We start from the raw sequence: 16,792 nt of genomic DNA, 5'->3' as shown, positions 1-16,792 counted from the left end.
TCCAGTTTGTGGTGCGGTACTTGCGCCGACCCCAGTTCGTCTCACTCATCATCCGAGCCTACTACCGCTGCGGCCCGGATTTGTGCAACAAAGCCCTCCCGGCGCGGGCAAATCCATGCTGGCCCAGCGCTTTGCCGGGCTGCTGCCACCGCTGCAGATTGCCGAAGCCCTGGAAAACGCCGCCCTGCACAGCCTGGTGGGCCGTTTTGATGCACGCCACTGGGGCCAGCGCACCACGATGGCGCCACACCACACTGCCAGTGCAGTTGCCCTGGTGGGCGGCGGCAGTCCACCCAAACCCGGCGCCATCTCTCTCGCGCACCATGGAATTCTTTTTCTGGACGAGTTTCCGGAGTTTCCGCGCGCCGCGCTCGAAGCCCTGCGCGAGCCGCTGGAGACAGGCCACATCACCATTGCCCGGGCCGCGCAGCAGGCCAGCTTTCCCGCCCGATTCACACTGATTGCCGCGATGAACCCCTGCCCCTGCGGGTTTCGCGGCTCGCGCCAGCGCGCCTGCCGCTGCACGCCCGATCAGGTCAACCGCTACCAGTCCCGCATCAGTGGCCCTTTGCTCGACCGTATCGACCTGCATATCGAGGTGACGCCGCTGCCTGCGGATGAACTGCTGACCGCCCCGCCCGCCGAGCCCTCGGCCGCCATCTGCGAGCGGGTAGCCGCTGCCCGCGCCATGGCGCTTGCGCGGCAAGGCACGCTCAACCAGCAACTGCAGGGCCAGGCACTCGATGCACACGCCCAGGCCGAGCCAGCCGCACTGCAACTGCTGCAGGCTGCGGCAGCCAAACTGGGGTGGTCGGCACGCGGCGTACACCGCGCATTGCGCGTTGCACGCTCGATTGCCGATCTGGCGCAATCCACAGCAGTCTCGCCCGCCCATGTGGCCGAGGCCATTCAGTACCGGCGCGCCTTGCTCAGCGCAGCCGGGTAATTACACGATCAAAAATGCGCTTCAGGCAGGCAGCAGCGGCTCGCCCAGGTTCAGCATCAGGCGGTTGGCCCAGGCGAAGATGGCGTCGGAATGCAGCAGGTCAAGAATCTCGCCTTCGTTCAGGCCTTCGGCCTGGAGCGCATCAATGTCTCCCGCATCCAGCGCTGCGGGCTGCTCGGTGATCTTGATGGAGAACTGCACGATCGCCTTTTCGCGGGCCGTAGTGCCTGCGGTCTCAGGTTGCTCGAACACCTGCGCAATGGTGTCGCTGCGCTTGGCAAGCTGCTCAAAACGCTGGGCATGTACCGAGCCGCAGTACACGCAGCCATTGATGCGCGAGACCACCGTGGCCCCCAGCTCCCGCTCGGCGCGCGAGAGGCCACCCGGTGCATACATGATGGCGTTGAAAGCGGTGGAGCGCTCACGCAGGATGTGCGGCTGGTGCACCAGAAAGAGGTAGTAGTCCGAAGTCTTGGCCTTGGGATGGCTTTCTTCCAGAACGGCCATCTGATCGGGCGTGGCCTCGCCCAGTTGAACCACATCCAGCCAGGCCTTCCATTCGAGCGACTCGTTGGTGAAGCCGTGGGAGCGGATGACCGTGGCAGGTTGGAAAGTAGCGGGCGTGCTCATGCGTGTGCCTCCTCGGATGCTTTCATGGCTTTGAGGCCGGCCACGAGCCGCACCTGGTAGGAAAGAAAGGCAATCAGCTGCGACAGCGCCACCACGGCGGGTGTGCTGATACCCGCTGCAGGCAAAGCCAGCAAGGCGGCCTTGTCGCCTTCCACCGGCTTTTCGATCAGCGTGCGGGTGAAGGAGAGGATGGCGGCCAGTCGCGGCTGGTTCAGGCGCTGGGCATCTTGCGGCTCGTCGGCCTCAGCCACCTGGATGAGTGCGGCATCGGCCTGCGCCTGCTGCAGGCGCTCCCGGTAATGCGCGGCCAGTTCGGGCGCAGGCGTCAGGCGGCTGGCGTACAGCGCCACCAGCAGACGCTCGGTGAGCGTGAGATCGGGCAGTGCCGGATCGAACAACGCGTTGTAGCTGCCCTGGGTGGCGGCGGCAACCTTCTCGCGCTGGTGACGCGCCGCATAGGTACGGCTGCCAGGTGCCAGGCCAACCAACTGGTCGATCAGGTCATCGGTGACAGGGGTGGTCATACAGGACTCCTTGGATTTATGAATGGGTGGCTGATGCTTGGGCAACATTGGCACGTGCCTGCACCGCGCGTTCGAGAAAGCGGAGCACCCCTTGCCACGACGCCGCATCGGCATGCGCGTTATCGGCCGGGTTGCCGCCGCCGGTGCTGACCTTGCCCGACACCGGGTGGGCGTAGACCAGCTGCGTGGTCGGCACATAGGGAAAGAGAATCGCGTGGCCGGCGCGCTCGAAATCCAGCCACTGCACATCGTGCGGATGCTGCACCTCGGCGAGCTTGTCGCGCACGATGCCTGCGTAGATGCTCGAAGGCCAGGAGCCGTCGTCGGTGCCCGACAGCAGCATCACCGGCCCCGCGATGTCTTCCACGTGAATGCGTGCACGCGCCAGCGCCTCCGGGTCTTGCAGCGCGGTGCGCATGGCCAGGTCATGGCGGCGCGGCTCGGGGCCATCGTCGTACGGTGCCCAACTGGCACTGCGGTTGTTCTCCCACAGATGCGTGAGCGGCTTGCCGCCCAGAAGCCATGTGGGGCCCTCGCGGCCGATCTTCGGGTCGCAGGCATTCTGGCCGCTGTGCACAAAGGCACTGGGTACATAGCCCACAACGGCCGAGACCTCCTGCGGGAAGGTTGCACCCAGCAGCAGCACCAGCTCACCGCCACGCGACTGGCCGCTCAACGCCACAAAATCATGCGCGGGCCGCACCGTGCGGCGCAGCCATTGCAGGCCGCGCTGAAAGTATTCCAGTGGCGTGTTGGAGATGTAATCCGACAGACCCGGCGCCTTGAAGTACGCGAGCGCCAAGGCCGCATAGCCGTGCGATGCGTACAGCGCCGCACGCGGCTCGTTGATGCCGCCGCCCGAGCCGTTGAGAATCAGCACCGCCGGATGCGGCCCCGGGCCTGCGGGCAGGTACAGCGTGCCCACCAGGCCTTCTTCACGCACCTCGCGGCGCGTCACCCCCGGACCGGCGAGCTGCTGGGTGAACGCGGCCTGCGCCTGCGCCCCAGCGGTGCGTGCCATGAGCTGCGTGACCAGCGGCTCGGCCACAGGCTGGTTGAACAGCTCGCGGCTGCTGGAATCCGCCGGGCTTTGCGACCAGATCAGGCCCATGCCGTCCGCACCCGCATAGCTGCCCGATTGCGGCGCATCGCGAGAGAGATCGACCGCTCCGTCGGCATCCGCCAGAAAAACCGCGCTCGCGCGCCACAGCACGCCGCTGCGCAATGTTTCGGCGGTGATCTCCACCGCTTCGCCAGGTGCTGCGTGCCGGACCGCGATGCGCCGGGGCAGATCGATGAGGCCATCGGCCTCGTCTACCGTGACTTGCAGTGCAGGCATCACTTGTCTGCCTTGGTAACCATGGCAGCGGTGGTGCGGTCGCTGCTCACCGGCGTGACCTTCAGGCCCTTCTTCGCCGCCCAGATGTTGCGGTAGTGGAAGAGCGGAATGATGCCCACATCGTCAGAGACGGTCTTGGCCGACTGGCGCAGGATCGCCTCGCGCTTGGCCGTATCGAACTCCTCGGTGGAATCGGTGAGCGCCTTGTCCACAGCGGGGTTGCTGTAGTGGCCCCAGTTCGAGGCGCCCAGACCCTTCTTGATGTCCACCGAAGCCAGCACATTCACCAGCGCATAGCTGGCCTCACCCGTACCATTGCCCCAGGCGAGCATGCTCATGGCGTACTCGTTCTTGTTGGCGCGGCCGGAGTAGACCGCCCATGGCACCACCTCCACCTGGGTCTTCACGCCGATACGCGTCCAGAACTGCGCCACCACCTGCGCGGTTTCCGGGCCCTGCGGATAACGGTCGTTGGGCACATGCATGGTGAGCTTGAAGCCCTCGGGGAAACCGGCATCGGCCAGCAGCTTCTTGGCGCGCGCGGCATCGAACGGGATGTTCTTGATATCCGGGTTGTAGCCATAGGTGTTCTTGGGCATCCACTGGTTGGCTTCGGTGGCGGCGTCCTGCAGGATGCGGTCCACGATGGCCCCGCGGTTGATGGCCAGGTTCAGGGCCTGGCGCACGCGCTGGTCGAGCAGCGGGTTCTTGGCCAGGGGCTTGCCCGCGTTGTCGGTGATGAAGGGGTTGGGCGCCGGGTTGAAGCTCGGCTGCAGCAGCATCACGCGCAGGCCGTCGTAAGGGTAGACCGTGACATTGGGCGCGCTCTTGAGGCGTGCCAGGTCAGAGACGGAGACCTTGTCGATCACATCCACATCGCCCGCCAGCAGCGCAGCGGTGCGCGATGCGGCGTTGTTGATGTAGCGGTAGTTCACCTTTTCCCACTGGGGCTTGTCGCCCCAGTAGCCTTCGCTGCGCTGCATCACGACGCGATCGCCCGGTGTGTAGGAGACCCATTTGTACGGGCCCGAGCCCACCATTGCCTTGCCGGAGTTGTAGTCTTCGGTGGAGGCCTTCTCGCCCACATGCTTGCTCACGATGTGCACGGAAGCCAGGTTCAGCGGCAGATCGGGGTTGGGGATGTTGGTCTTGATGACGAGCGTGTGCGCATCCTTGGCCGCCACCGATTCCACGGTGCGCAGGTAGCCCGCGAACGTGGCCACGCTGCCGGGCACCGAGCGCGCGCGCTGGTAGGAGAAGATCACGTCATCGGCGGTGAAAGGCTTGCCGTCCTGCCATTTCACATCGGTGCGCAGCTTGAACTCCCAGGTCTTGGGGTCGAGGTTCTTCCAGCTGGCGGCCAGGCCTGGCTGCAGCTTGTTGTGGTTGTTCTGCACCAGCAGATCCCAGAAGTGCAGGTCCACCGAGCGGTCGCCCGCGTGGTTGTTGAGTTGCGGGTCCATCGACGAGACCGGATCGGCAAAGCCGATGTTCAGGGTCTGTGCATGGACGGCCAGGCCTGCAGACAGCAAGGCAGCGGTGAGGGAGGAGAGGACGATGCGTTTCATGGCGGGCTCCTGTTGAAATCGGAAAAAGGCGTTGGCGGTGTGGAACGGAATGGCGAGGGGCGCTGCAGGCGGCCTTCAGGCCGCGTCGTTGAGGTGACAGGCGCTCAGGTGCTGGATGGCAATGCCCTTGAGCTGCGGCGCCTCCACCTTGCAGCGCGCCATGGCGCGCGGGCAGCGGGGGTGAAAGTGGCAGCCACCGGGCGGGTGGAGCGGGCTGGGGATTTCTCCCTGGATGGCCGAATAGGTGCGATGCCGCGCATTCATGTTGGGCACCTCCGCCAGCAGGGCCTGGGTGTACGGATGGTTGGGCCGCGCAAAGAGTTCTTCGACGGGCGCCGACTCGATCACACGGCCGAGGTACATCACCACCACGCGGTCGGAGATATGCTCGACCACGCCCAGATCGTGGCTGATGAACAGATAGGTGAGATGCAGCTGCTCGCGCAGATCCATGAACAGGTTCAGGATCTGCGCCTGGATCGACACATCCAGCGCGGCCACGGCCTCGTCGCACACCAGCATGGTGGGCTGCACGGCCAGCGCGCGCGCAATGCCGATGCGCTGACGCTGGCCACCGCTGAACTGGTGCGGATAGCGGCTGCGCAGGGCCGGGTCGAGCCCGGCGCGCTCCATCTGCGCGCACACATAGTCATCAAAGCCCGCCTTGTCGACCAGGCCGTGAATACGCGCGCCCTCGCCCACGATCTCGTCCACACGCAGGCGCGGGTTGAGGCTGGCATAGGGGTCCTGAAAAATCATCTGGATCTTCAGGCGCACCGCGTGGCGCTCCTGCGCACTCATGCTGCTGATGGGTTTGCCATCGAACAGCACCTCGCCATCCGAAGCGGGCAACAGGCCCGCCGCAATGCGGCCCAGCGTGGATTTGCCGCAACCCGATTCACCAACGAGGCCCACCACCTCGCCAGGGCGCACGATGAGGTCGACATGGTCGACCGCACGCGTCACGGGATGGGGTTTTTCCAGCCCCAGGCCTTGCAGCACGCGCCCTGCCAGGCCCGGTGGCTGCTCGCCAAAGCGCTTGCTGATCTGGCGCAGCTCCACCACGGGCGCAGTAGCAGGTAGGGGGGGGGTCGTCACAGTGGTATTCATGCGTGCTGCTCCAGCGCCGGATGGAAGCAGCGCACCAGGCGGCCTGCGACCGGCTCGGTCTGCTCGGGCTGCACGGTGCAGGCACCGGTGGCACGTGCACAGCGGGCGGCGAATGCACAGCCGAGCGGTAGATGCAACAGGTTGGGGGTCATGCCGGGGATCTGCTGCAGGCGTGTGCCGCGCCGGTTGTTGGCAGGCAGACTGCCGATGAGGCCTGCGGTGTAAGGGTGCAGAGGCCGGTCGAGCACCGCGTCCACATCGCCCTGCTCAACAATGCGGCCTGCGTACATCACAGCCACTTCGTCGGCAAGGCCCGCCACCACCGACAGATCATGCGTGATCCAGATCAGCGAGGTGCCGTGCTGGCGCGCGAGCTTCTGCACTTCAGAAAGTATCTGCGCCTGAATGGTCACATCCAGCGCCGTGGTGGGTTCGTCCGCAATGATCAGATCCGGCCGGTGCAGCATGGCAATCGCAATGGCCACGCGCTGGCGCATGCCGCCCGAAAGCTGGTGCGGGTAGGCCTGCAGGCGCTCATCGGGGCTGGGAATGCCCATCATGGCCAGCGTCTCGCGGGCGCGCTCGCGGGCCTGCGCCCGGCTCACGCTGGTGTGCGCGCGTACGGCCTCGATCATCTGCGTGTCCACGCGCAACACGGGGTTGAGCGTCATCATCGGGTCCTGAAAGATCATCGCGATGCGATTGCCCTGCAGGGCGCGCAGTTCGCGTGCAGACAGCCTGGTGATGTCGCGGCCTTGAAAGAGCACCTCGCCACCGCTCACGCGGCCCGGGGCATCGACCAGGCCCATGATGGAAAAGCCCGTCACGGACTTGCCCGAGCCGGACTCGCCCACAAGGCCCAGGATACGGCCACGCTCCAGCGTGAACGACACATCGTTCACCGCGCGCAGCACCCCGGCGCGGGTGTCGAATTCGGTGCGCAGGTTGCGCACCTGCAGGGTGGGCGTGCTGCTCATCGTGTGTTCCTCGGGTTGAGCACGTCGCGCAGGCGGTCACCCACCAGGTTGATGGCGACGATGGTGACCAGCAGGGCAATGCCCGGATAGAAGCTGATCCAGTACTGGCCCGACAGCATGAACTGGTAGCCGTTGGAGATGAGCAGGCCGAGAGAGGGTTCCGTCACCGGAACGCCCAGGCCCAGAAAGCTCAGCGTCGCCTCCAGCGTGATGGCGCGGGCAATCTGCAGCGTGCCGATGACGATCAGCGGCGGCAGGCAGTTGGGCAGGATGTGGCGCACCATGATGCGCCAGCCGGGAATGTCCTGGCAGCGCGCGGCTTCCACATATTCGCGCCTGCGCTCCACCAACGCCTGACCGCGTGCCGTGCGGGCGTAGTAGGCCCACTCCAGGATCACCAGCGTGAGCACCACGTTGCCCACGCCCTTGCCAAGGTAGGCCAGGATCATCATTGCCACCAGGATGGAGGGGAACGAGAGGATCAGGTCGACCAGCCGCATGATGATGGTGTCCGTCCGCCCGCCGGCATAGGCAGCCAGCAGGCCCAGCAGCGTGCCCACGACGCCCGCGATGAGCGCGGAGCCCACGCCCACCATCAGGCTGATGCGCAGGCCGTACAGAATGGCGGAATACAGATCGCGGCCCTGACCGTCGGTTCCCAGCATGTAGCGGAAGGTGTCCAGGCCGTTGGGCGAGCCCGGTGGCAGGCGGGCGTCGAGCACATCGAGCTGCTGCAGGTCATAGGGGTTCTGCGGCGTGATCCAGGGCGCCACGAGCGCAGCCAGAATCAGCACCACGGCCACCACCAGGCCGAACACCGCCAGGCGCGATGCCATGAAATCGGCCATGTGCTCGCGCCACGGCGAGGGCTGGCGCACGGGGGCGGCAGCAGAAGAGAGGTTGGCACTGCGGCTCATGCGGCGGTCTCCAGGCGCACGCGCGGGTCGAGCACCTTGTAGAGGATGTCCACGATCAGGTTGAGCGTGACAAAGAGGCACACCACCACCACGAGGTAGGAAACGATCACGGGGCGGTCCAGTGCGTTGATGCTGTCGAGAATGAGCTTGCCGGCCCCGGGCCAGGAAAAGATGCTTTCGGTGACCACGGCAAAGGCGATGGTGGAGCCCAGCTCCAGGCCCAGCACCGTCACCAGCGGAATCAGCGTGTTGCGCAGCACGTGCATGCCCACCACGCGCATCGGCGAGAGGCCTTTGGCGCGCGCAAACTTCACCCAGTCCTGCGGCAGCACTTCGCGCACGCCGGCGCGTGTGAGGCGGATCACCAGCGAAATCTTGAACAGCGACAGGTTGATGGCCGGCAGCAGCATGTGCCGCAGGCCATCGAGCGTGAGGAACGACCACTGCGCGCCCAGAAACTCCACGGTCTGGCCGCGCCCGCTGGAGGGCAGCATGCCCAGCGACACGCTGAAGGTCATGATCAGCATCAGGCCGACCCAGAACGTGGGCAGCGAAAAGCCCACGATGCTGCCCGCCATGACGGATTTGGAAAACCAATTCTCCGGATACAGCCCCGCGAAGAGGCCGAGTGGCACGCCCAGCAGCACGGCCAGTATCAGCGCCGCAACGGCCAGCTCCAGCGTAGCGGGCATGCGCTGCAGGATGAGTTCGATGGCCGGCACGTTGTAGACGAAGCTCGCGCCCAGATTGCCGTGCAGCGCACCATTCAGAAAGCCCAGGTACTGGCGCCACAACGGCTGGTCAAAACCGAGCTCGGCAATGATGCGCGCGCGCTCGACCTGGTCCACATCCTGGCCGATGAGGATGTCCACCGGGTTGCCGATGGCGTGCAGACCCACAAAGACGATCACCGTCATCAACAGCACCACCACCAGGGCCTGCGCAACACGGCGCAGCAACCAGCCGATCATGACGCGCTCTCTTCCACGGTGCGCTGCGCGGGCGGCAGTGCGGCCGTCCACTCGTCGCCAAACACCTCCGGCTCACTGAAAGCCTGCAGCTTTTCGAAGTGCCATTCCACATCCTCGGCGTAGAGCGTGCTCGCAATGCCTTGCGCGAGGCGCTCTGCGCCCACGCTGATGGCCGGAATGTCTCCCGAGACGGTGCCGTGCGTGAGCGCAGCAGGGTAAGAGAACGCGTGGATGCGTTCCAGACCCGGGCAGGCGCCCGGCGTTTTGGGCTGCAGCTCGAAGGCAGGTCCGAGGTCGGGCGAGTCGGCCAGTTCCTGGTCGTCTTCCCCTTGCGGGTGCTCGAAGCGGTCGCTCCAGTTACGCACATGGGCGGCAAATGGCGCAAATTCGCTGCGCGATGTCCAGTCGATGCGAAATCCGGTGGAAAAGATCACGAAATCCAGGTGGAACACCCCCTTGGAGGTGTGCACGCGAATCTCCTCGCCCGTCCACTCCATGCGCTCAATGGCTGTACCCAGGTTGAAGTGGGCATGGGCGTTGCGGGATACGCGCAGCGTGCTGCCACGTGGCGGAGGCACCTGCTGCACATTGATGTAGTGGCGAATCTTCCATTTCCATGCGTCTGGCAGGCGCAGGTGGCCGTGGGTGAGGCCGGGACTGCCCGCACCCTTGCCCTTGTTCACGCGCGGAATGTCGCTGCGGCGGATCAGCAGTTCCACACTGGCTGCACCGCTCTCCAGCGCCGTGGCGGCGCTGTCCATGGCCGAGGCACCCGCCCCCACCACGCCCACGCGCTTGCCGGCGAGCTGGTGGTAGTCCATCGTGTCGGACGAATGCGCCCAGCGCTCGCGCGGCAGGTCGCCTGCAAACGCAGGCACATAGGCACCGCCCAGGCCGTCGCGCCCGGTGGCCAGCACCACGTGGCGGGCAAACACAGTGCGCTCACCTTCGGGGCTGTGCAGATCGAGCTGCACCACGCCATCACCGCGCGGGCGCACGGCCAGCACACGGTGCTCGTTGTGCACGGGCAGCGCCAGCACCTTGCGGAACCAGCGCAGGTAGTCCATCCACTGCAGACGCGGAATCTTGTCGAGCGCGTCCCACGCCTCCAGGCCGAACTGCGACTCGAACCAGGCGCGGAAGGTGAGCGAAGGCTTGCCCAGCGCCGGGCCGGTGAGCTGCTTGGGCGAGCGCAGGGTTTCCATACGTGCCGTGGTGGCCCAGGGGCCTTCAAAGCCTGCAGGCGACTGGTCGAATATCTCAGCCTGCACGCCCATGAACCGCAGCGCCGCGCAGGCAGCCATGCCGGACATGCCGCCGCCGATGATGGCTACCGGCAGTACGGGTTCGCCGTTCAACGTGGTCTCGGGCACCCAGTCCTTGGCGGGCAGGTCAAGCCATGCCAGGTCCTGACGCACCCGGGCTTCGAGCGCGTCCAGCCCCTGGGGCGGCAGTATGGTGTCGTGGGTCATTCGTGGTTCTCAGAGGATTCGTGGGCGGCAGGCGCTGGCAGTTGGCCGGGCGGCAGCATTTCTTCCAGCAGCGCTGCGTGATCGCGCGCGTCGTGCAAGACAAAACCCGGCAGCAGGCGCTGCGCCACATCGGTCAGGGTCTGGCAGAGCGCATCCATCGCCGGTGTGCAGGGCGCGGCCTGCTGGGTGACCACGCCGAAGAGAAAGGGAATCTCGGTATCGAGCGGGCGTACCACCACGCCTTGCAGCGGCAGGCCCAGCGCAGTGACCGGCTCCAGCACCGATACGCCCAGGCCCGCACGCACGGCAGCAATGGCGTTGACCGAGGCATTGGTTTCCATGAACTGGGTCTTGCCGCGCTGCTCGCCCGGGCGCGCTGCCGCAAAGGCATCGTCCAGGCGGCCGCGCAAGCGGTAGGGGTTGGTCATGGTGATGAGCCGGCGCTCGGCCAGGGCCGCCAGCGGCACCACCGCCAGGTCTGCCAGCGGGTCGTCCTGCGGGAGCACGGCCACGCAGGCGGCACGGCCGATCCAGTGCACCTGCAGACCGCGATGCTCTAGCGGCAGGCTGCTTACGCCCATCTGGGCAGCACCGGTGAGCACGCCGTGCGCCACCTGCTCGGGCGAAGCGCTGCGCATCCGGATGTGCGAGATGCTGTCTGCAGCTTCTGCCTCCATCTGCGCCAGCGCTTGCGGCACCAGGCCCGCTGCCAGGGCTGGCGTGGCCAGAAGGTTCAGGGGCCGCTGGCTGCCCTGCGCGATCTCGCTGGCGCGCTGGCGGATGTGCTGCAGGCTCTGCAGCGCATGGGCAACGTCCTCATACAGCAGAAAACCCTGCTCGGTCGGCGTGACGCGCGGGCCGTTGCGGCTGAAAAGTGCGTAGCCGATCTCCTGCTCCAGCTCCTGCACCAGACGGCTGATGGCGGGCTGCGAGCGACCCAGCAAGCGCCCTGCGGCAGTCACGCTGCCGGTGGAGATCACGGCTGCAAAAGCCTCGAGCTGACGGAGTTCCATCGTGTTGAATGCAAAAACTGAATTTTGAAGCCTTCAGTATGCATAATACAAATACTAATTTCACATATCCAAATACCTCTTGTGTATTTGCTGTAGCGTCCGCGACAGACGGGCCATGAAAAAGGGAGCCTTTCGGCTCCCCATCATCGGTGTTCTGTATACAGCGCTATGCGCTGCCGCCGTTACAACCCCAGCTTCTGGGCGACGTAGTCCGCGTCCTTGTCACCCCGCCCGGACAGGTTGACCAGGATGTTCGCGCCTTTGCCCAGCGTGGGCGCCATGCGCATGGCCCAGGCTACCGCGTGGGAGCTTTCCAGCGCAGGAATGATGCCTTCGACGCGGGAGAGTGTCATGAAGGCATTCAGGCACTCCTTGTCGTCCACCGCCTGGTAGTCGACACGGCCAATGTCCTTGAGGTAGCTGTGCTGCGGCCCGACACCCGGGTAATCGAGACCCGAGGCAATGCTGTGCACGGCAGCGGGCGAGCCGTCGGCGTTTTCCAGCACGTAGCATTTCATGCCGTGGATTTCGCCGGGCTTGCCCACCGACAGGGTGGCGGCATGCTTGCCGGGCTTGTCCACACCCTCGCCTGCAGGCTCCACGCCAACGAGCTGAACCGCCGCGTCATCGAGGAACGCGGTGAAGATGCCCATGGCGTTGGAGCCTCCCCCCACACAGGCCGCCACATAATCAGGCAGCTTGCCGTGCCTGGCCTGGAACTGCTCGCGCGCCTCGCGGCCCACAATCGACTGGAAGTCGCGCACCATCTTGGGAAAGGGGTGCGGGCCGACGACCGAGCCGATCGCATACAGAAAGTTGGTCGGGTCCTTCAGGTACTCTTCAAACGCGCTGTCCACCGCATCCTTCAAGGTGGCCTGCCCACGCGTTACCGCCACCAGCTTGCAGCCCAGGATGCGCATCTTGGTGACGTTGGGGTGCTCTTTTTCGATATCGACCTGCCCCATGTGGATTTCGCATGGAATGCCGACCAGCGCGCAGGCAGTGGCCAGCGCCACGCCATGCTGGCCCGCGCCGGTTTCGGCAATCACCTTGGTCTTGCCCATGAACCTGGCCAGCAGCGCCTCGCCCAGGCAATGGTTGATCTTGTGGGCGCCGGTGTGGTTGAGGTCTTCGCGCTTCAAGTGGATCTGCGCGCCACCCAGCTGCTCGGACAGGCGCCGGGCATGGAAGATGGGGCTGGGCCGGCCCACGTAATCCTGGAACAGGTGCTGCAGCTCATCCTGAAAATCCTGGCGCTGCACGATCTTGTCGTAGGCCTGGGAGATGTCGTCCATCGCCTGCTTCAGGTGCGGCGGCACCAACTGGCCGCCGTAGTTGCCAAAAAAACCGTCTGCATCGGGCATGGGCGCAAATTGCATGTTCGTCATCCTTTGTCTCTCTCGTTGGTGGAAATGGCTGGGTTAACCATCGTTCATACCACAGCGCAAAGGCGAAAACCTTGCAGGTTTTCCCGATGCCACAATAGGCCCATGAAAGCTGACGCCGTTCGCGACATCGTTTTTGCCCACGCCATGGAAACCGCCGCCGCAAGCGACGCCCTGCCCGATGCCGCACGGCGCGAGGCCATCACGCAGGAGGTGTTGCATGCGCTGGGCCAGCCCGCCACCGAAGGCCGGGCCGGCCAGGCTGCGTTCGGGCAGTTCCTGCAGACGCGGGCAGCGCGCATCATTGCCGCCAGCAACCTGCCCGCCGATGTACGGCAGTTGTGGCAGGCGCCTCCCGCCATGGCGCGCTGGGCGCCTGCCGCCATTCTGATGGGGGCGCTGGTGGCGGGTTTCGTCAGCCACCGCATCACCGATCCGCACCGGGTCGATCTGCTGTCGCTCTCGCTCCTGGGCATCGTGCTGTGGAATCTGCTGGTGTATCTGTGGACGGTGCTGCACGGCGCGCTGCGCCTGGCCCGGCCGCGCCGCCAGGCAATCGCGGTCCTGCAGCCCTCTCAAAGCGCCCCTGCAGCCACTGACACGCCCGGCGACGGCCCCCCCGGCTGGCTGCAACGCCTGCGCGGCAAGGCCATGCCGGGGCTGCGCGGCACAGCCCTGCGCCGGATGGCGCTGGCCTTTGAGCGCAACTGGTGGCAGATCAGCCGGCCCGCACGCCATGCGCAGTGGCTGCTGTGGCTGCACCTGGGTGCGGCGGCCATGGCCGCAGGGGCGCTCGCATCGCTGTGGATCACCGGGCTGACGCGAGAGTACCAGGTGGGCTGGGAGAGCACTTTCCTGTCTGCCGGCCAGGTGCAGCAATGGCTGAACGCTCTGTTTGCCCCTACGCAATGGCTGCAGCTGACCAGCCCCTGGAGCCTGTCCGATATCCAGCCCCTGCAAGGCTGGGTGGCCAATGACCGCCCAGCGGCCACCGGGGCACAGCTGCCAGCCATGGGCGTTGGCGAGCGCTGGGTCTGGGCCTATACCGCGCTGCTGGCCGTGCTGGTGATCGTGCCGCGCCTCTTGCTGGCGCTGTGGCAGGGCCTGCGCTGGCGCTGGCTGGCCAGCCACATGGCATTGCCGCTGAACCAGCCCTACTTTGCCAGCCTGCAGCGTGATTTTGGCGGCCTGGCCACGCAACTGGTGATCGTGCCCTACAGCATGGAGATCACCCCCGAGCGCAAGGCTGCCGTGGAACACCATGCCGCAACGCTTTACGGAGCAGGGGCCGGCATCACCTGGCGCCCCAGCCTCGCCTACGGCGCTGCGCTGCCCGACATGGCCGCAGTGTCGCCCGCCCAGACGGTGCTGCTGGTCAACCTGGCCGCCACGCCCGAGGCCGAAATCCACGCCGAGCTGCTGGCCCAGCTGCATAAGCGGCATGGCAGCAGCAGTCAGCTGTGGCTGTGGACCGCCGACTTCGCCGCGCGCAACAGCGGCGCTCCCCGGCGCCTGCAGGAGCGCGAAGCCCTGTGGCACGATTTTGCAAGGCAGAACGGCTTTACCGCGCACCTGGTAAGCGCCGCCAGCTCCTGATTTTGTAGTATTCATCCATGACCGCAGATACCGCAACGCCCTCCTCCGCCAACAACGATCAGTCCATCCAGTGGTGTCTGCTGTCGCACACCAACATTGGCAAGACCACGCTCGCCCGCACGTTGGTGGAGGGCGATGTGGGCGAAATCCAGGATGCCGCCCACGTCACCAGCGAATCGCAGCGCTACCTGCTGCAGCGCACGGCCCAGGGCGACACGCTGTGGCTGTGGGACACGCCGGGCTTTGGCGATTCTCTGCGCCTCTACAACCGCCTGCGCCAGCAAGGCAACCCGCTGGGCTGGTTCCTGTCGAATGTGTGGGACCGCTGGCGCGACAAGCCCTTCTACATGAGCCAGCGCGCCCTGCTGGCCGCGCGCGACCATGCCGATGTGATGCTCTACCTGGTGAATGCTGCCGAGGACCCGCAGGACGCCGGCTACTGGGCCAGCGAAATGCGCATCCTTCAGTGGATGGACAAACCCGTGCTGGTGCTGCTCAACCAGATCGGCAGCGACACCTCTGCCACGCAGACGGCCGCCGACCTGCAACGCTGGCGCGCGGCGACGACCGAGTTTGCAGGCACCGTCAAAGGCGTGCAGGTGCTCGACGCCTTCACCCGCAGCTGGTGGCACGAAAAGCAGGTGCTGGAGCGGATCACGCCGCTACTGCCCGATGCCAAGCAACCCGCCTACCTGCGCCTGCTGCACGAGCGCGCCAGCGCCCAGCGACAGCGCGAATCCGCCAGCCTGCAGGCGCTGGCCGAACAATTGCTGCATGCCGCAGCCGCGCAGGAAGTGGCCGAGGCCGAAGACAGCAAGCTGTGGCAGCGCGCCTGGGGCAAGCTCGGCAATACCTTGACCCAGGTCACCCACGCGGTGCGCGGCAAACCCGCCGCCGCCGACGACGCCATCAGCCCGCAGCAGGCTGCTGCCATGCAGCGGCTCACGCAATCCCTGCAGCAGGCCGACATTACCAGCACGCAAACCCTGCTTGCACTGCACCACCTCGACGGCCAGGCCGCCAGCCAGATCCAGCAGCAGCTCAAGGACCAACTCAAGATCAGCACGCCCATCGACCCGCAAAGCGCCAGCCTGTGGGGCGCAGTCACGGCGGGTGCTGCCACCGGCCTGGGTGCCGACATGGTGGCCGGCGGCATGACGCTGGGCGCCGGTGCACTCGTTGGCGCGCTGGTGGGCGCCATCACCTTTGCTGGCGCCGCCTGGGGCGCCAACAAGGTATTTGACCAGGAGGAGCAGCGCTTTCGCCTGTCGCCCGACTATCTGACGGCGCTGGCCAACCAGGCGCTGCTCAAGTACGTGGTGATATCGCATTTTGGCCGGGGGCGTGGTCGCTATACCAGCCCCGGCGCACCTGCGCAGTGGAACGACGCCGTGCAGGCTGCCGTGCAGGCCCATGCCAGCCAGTGGCAGGCGCTGTGGGCGGCCATCGGCGCGCAGGAAAAGGATGTGCCCATGGCCGATGCCACCCGCAACGCTCACCTTCAATCGCTGCAGCTCCTGCTGGGCCAATGCCTGCAGCAGGCGCTGCAGACCCTGTATCCAGGCCTTGCCGACGTGCCCCCGGTGTCGCCAAGTGCAAACAACTGACAGCCGCCTGTCGACGCACACCGCGCTTGCACTTGTTTTTTGCATGCCGCAGGCGCAGCATGGCATGGCCTTTGGGTGCAGCAGTTGCCCAGCACCTGGCAGTTAACAGCCTTCACACCGATAACAGGAGTGCTTTATGCGCAATACATGGAAAGCTTGGATCGCCACCGTCGCCCTGTGCGGCACCGCCGCCGCCTTTGCACAAACCCCGGCCGCCGCTGCGGCGCCCGCTACCGCCGCCAAACCCGCTGCTGCCATGCAGACCTTCCTGTGCAAGGATGGCACCAGCGTGCAGGCAGAAACCTCCAAGGGCGCATGCAAGGGCCACAAGGGCATCGACAAGAGCGGTGGCGCCAGCGCTGCACCCGCAGCAGCGGCAAAAGCAGCACCAGCAGCCGCTGCACCTGCGGCAGCCGCTCCCAAGACAGGAGCAGTCCCGGCGCCCGCCAAGACCGCAGCCCCCGGCGGCGGCGCTGGCAAGGTCTGGGCCAACAACAACACCAAGGTCTACCACTGCCAGGGCGACCGCTACTACGGCACCACCAAGAATGGCGAATACATGAGCGAGGCCGACGCCAAGGCCAAGGGCATGCACGCTGCCAAGGGCAGCAAGGCCTGCAGCGCCTGAGTCGCTCCCGACTCCCCCTTCCCGAACCCCACCAACGCCCTGCGGCCATACGCCCAGGGCGTTTTTTCTGGCTTCGGCGCATGTAAACACGTTCTAAGGGCAGCGCCTG

The 16,792-nt window shown here is 66.0% G+C and carries 14 protein-coding genes and 1 pseudogene; 4 read left to right on the top strand and 11 right to left on the bottom strand.

Going from position 1 to position 16,792, the window contains the following annotated elements:
- Positions 1 to 91: 91 nt before the first annotated feature.
- Positions 92 to 946: pseudogene (locus ABIE32_RS02535) on the top strand (YifB family Mg chelatase-like AAA ATPase); the annotation flags it as partial.
- A 21-nt stretch (positions 947 to 967) separates the two neighbouring features.
- Here the strand turns inward: ABIE32_RS02535 and ABIE32_RS02530 are convergent.
- The 11 genes from ABIE32_RS02530 to trpB all read right to left on the bottom strand — a co-directional run bounded on the left by ABIE32_RS02530 (position 968) and on the right by trpB (position 12,855).
- A complete protein-coding gene (locus tag ABIE32_RS02530; protein ID WP_224150980.1) occupies positions 968 to 1,576 on the bottom strand; it encodes a peroxidase-related enzyme in 609 nt (202 codons plus the stop codon).
- Positions 1,573 to 2,100, bottom strand: a complete 528-nt coding sequence (locus ABIE32_RS02525; RefSeq protein WP_429013585.1) for a CMD domain protein — start codon at positions 2,098 to 2,100, stop codon at positions 1,573 to 1,575. Before ABIE32_RS02525 ends, ABIE32_RS02530 begins: the two co-directional genes overlap by 4 nt.
- 16 nt (positions 2,101 to 2,116) lie before the next feature.
- Positions 2,117 to 3,439, bottom strand: a complete 1,323-nt coding sequence (locus ABIE32_RS02520) for an acyl-CoA thioester hydrolase/BAAT C-terminal domain-containing protein (protein WP_429013582.1) — start codon at positions 3,437 to 3,439, stop codon at positions 2,117 to 2,119.
- Entirely contained in the window at positions 3,439 to 5,007 is a 1,569-nt protein-coding gene (locus ABIE32_RS02515; protein ID WP_429013579.1) for an ABC transporter substrate-binding protein, read from the bottom strand. The genes ABIE32_RS02520 and ABIE32_RS02515 overlap by 1 nt, the downstream gene beginning before the upstream one ends.
- A 75-nt stretch (positions 5,008 to 5,082) precedes the next feature.
- On the bottom strand, positions 5,083 to 6,105 hold the full coding sequence (locus tag ABIE32_RS02510; protein WP_429013576.1) for an ABC transporter ATP-binding protein: 1,023 nt from the start codon (positions 6,103 to 6,105) through the stop codon (positions 5,083 to 5,085).
- 8 nt (positions 6,106 to 6,113) lie between these two features.
- Positions 6,114 to 7,094 (bottom strand): ABC transporter ATP-binding protein, encoded by a 981-nt coding sequence (locus ABIE32_RS02505; protein WP_429013574.1) that lies wholly within the window; start codon positions 7,092 to 7,094, stop codon positions 6,114 to 6,116.
- Complete coding sequence (locus tag ABIE32_RS02500) at positions 7,091 to 8,011, bottom strand: ABC transporter permease (RefSeq protein WP_224150974.1); 921 nt, start codon at positions 8,009 to 8,011, stop codon at positions 7,091 to 7,093. Before ABIE32_RS02500 ends, ABIE32_RS02505 begins: the two co-directional genes overlap by 4 nt.
- Complete coding sequence (locus ABIE32_RS02495) at positions 8,008 to 8,982, bottom strand: ABC transporter permease (RefSeq protein ID WP_429013571.1); 975 nt, start codon at positions 8,980 to 8,982, stop codon at positions 8,008 to 8,010. The genes ABIE32_RS02500 and ABIE32_RS02495 overlap by 4 nt, the downstream gene beginning before the upstream one ends.
- Entirely contained in the window at positions 8,979 to 10,454 is a 1,476-nt protein-coding gene (locus tag ABIE32_RS02490) for an NAD(P)-binding domain-containing protein (protein WP_429013568.1), read from the bottom strand. Before ABIE32_RS02490 ends, ABIE32_RS02495 begins: the two co-directional genes overlap by 4 nt.
- Positions 10,451 to 11,467 (bottom strand): LysR family transcriptional regulator, encoded by a 1,017-nt coding sequence (locus ABIE32_RS02485; protein WP_429013565.1) that lies wholly within the window; start codon positions 11,465 to 11,467, stop codon positions 10,451 to 10,453. Before ABIE32_RS02485 ends, ABIE32_RS02490 begins: the two co-directional genes overlap by 4 nt.
- 182 nt (positions 11,468 to 11,649) lie before the next feature.
- The gene (trpB, locus tag ABIE32_RS02480; RefSeq protein ID WP_429013562.1) at positions 11,650 to 12,855 is read right to left on the bottom strand and encodes a tryptophan synthase subunit beta; all 1,206 of its coding nucleotides are present in this window, start codon (positions 12,853 to 12,855) and stop codon (positions 11,650 to 11,652) included.
- A 102-nt stretch (positions 12,856 to 12,957) separates the two neighbouring features.
- Here trpB and ABIE32_RS02475 point away from each other — a divergent pair, with 102 nt between their 5' ends.
- The 3 genes from ABIE32_RS02475 (at position 12,958) to ABIE32_RS02465 (ending at position 16,683) form a co-directional block, all read left to right on the top strand.
- Positions 12,958 to 14,448, top strand: coding sequence for a DUF2868 domain-containing protein (locus tag ABIE32_RS02475; protein ID WP_429013559.1), 1,491 nt, complete (start codon positions 12,958 to 12,960; stop codon positions 14,446 to 14,448).
- Positions 14,449 to 14,465: 17 nt separating this feature from the next.
- Positions 14,466 to 16,055: a DUF3482 domain-containing protein gene (locus ABIE32_RS02470; protein WP_429013556.1), complete on the top strand. Its 1,590-nt coding sequence runs from the start codon at positions 14,466 to 14,468 to the stop codon at positions 16,053 to 16,055.
- A gap of 136 nt (positions 16,056 to 16,191) precedes the next feature.
- Positions 16,192 to 16,683, top strand: coding sequence for a hypothetical protein (locus tag ABIE32_RS02465; RefSeq protein WP_429013553.1), 492 nt, complete (start codon positions 16,192 to 16,194; stop codon positions 16,681 to 16,683).
- Positions 16,684 to 16,792: the final 109 nt, after the last annotated feature.

Origin of the sequence: Comamonas sp. 4034 (assembly GCF_050434545.1) — a bacterium.
In the GTDB taxonomy this organism is placed as follows: Bacteria; Pseudomonadota; Gammaproteobacteria; order Burkholderiales; family Burkholderiaceae_C; genus Comamonas; species Comamonas odontotermitis.
The sequence above is the reverse complement of the archived record's forward strand: the minus strand, read 5'-3'. Positions and strand labels throughout refer to the sequence as shown.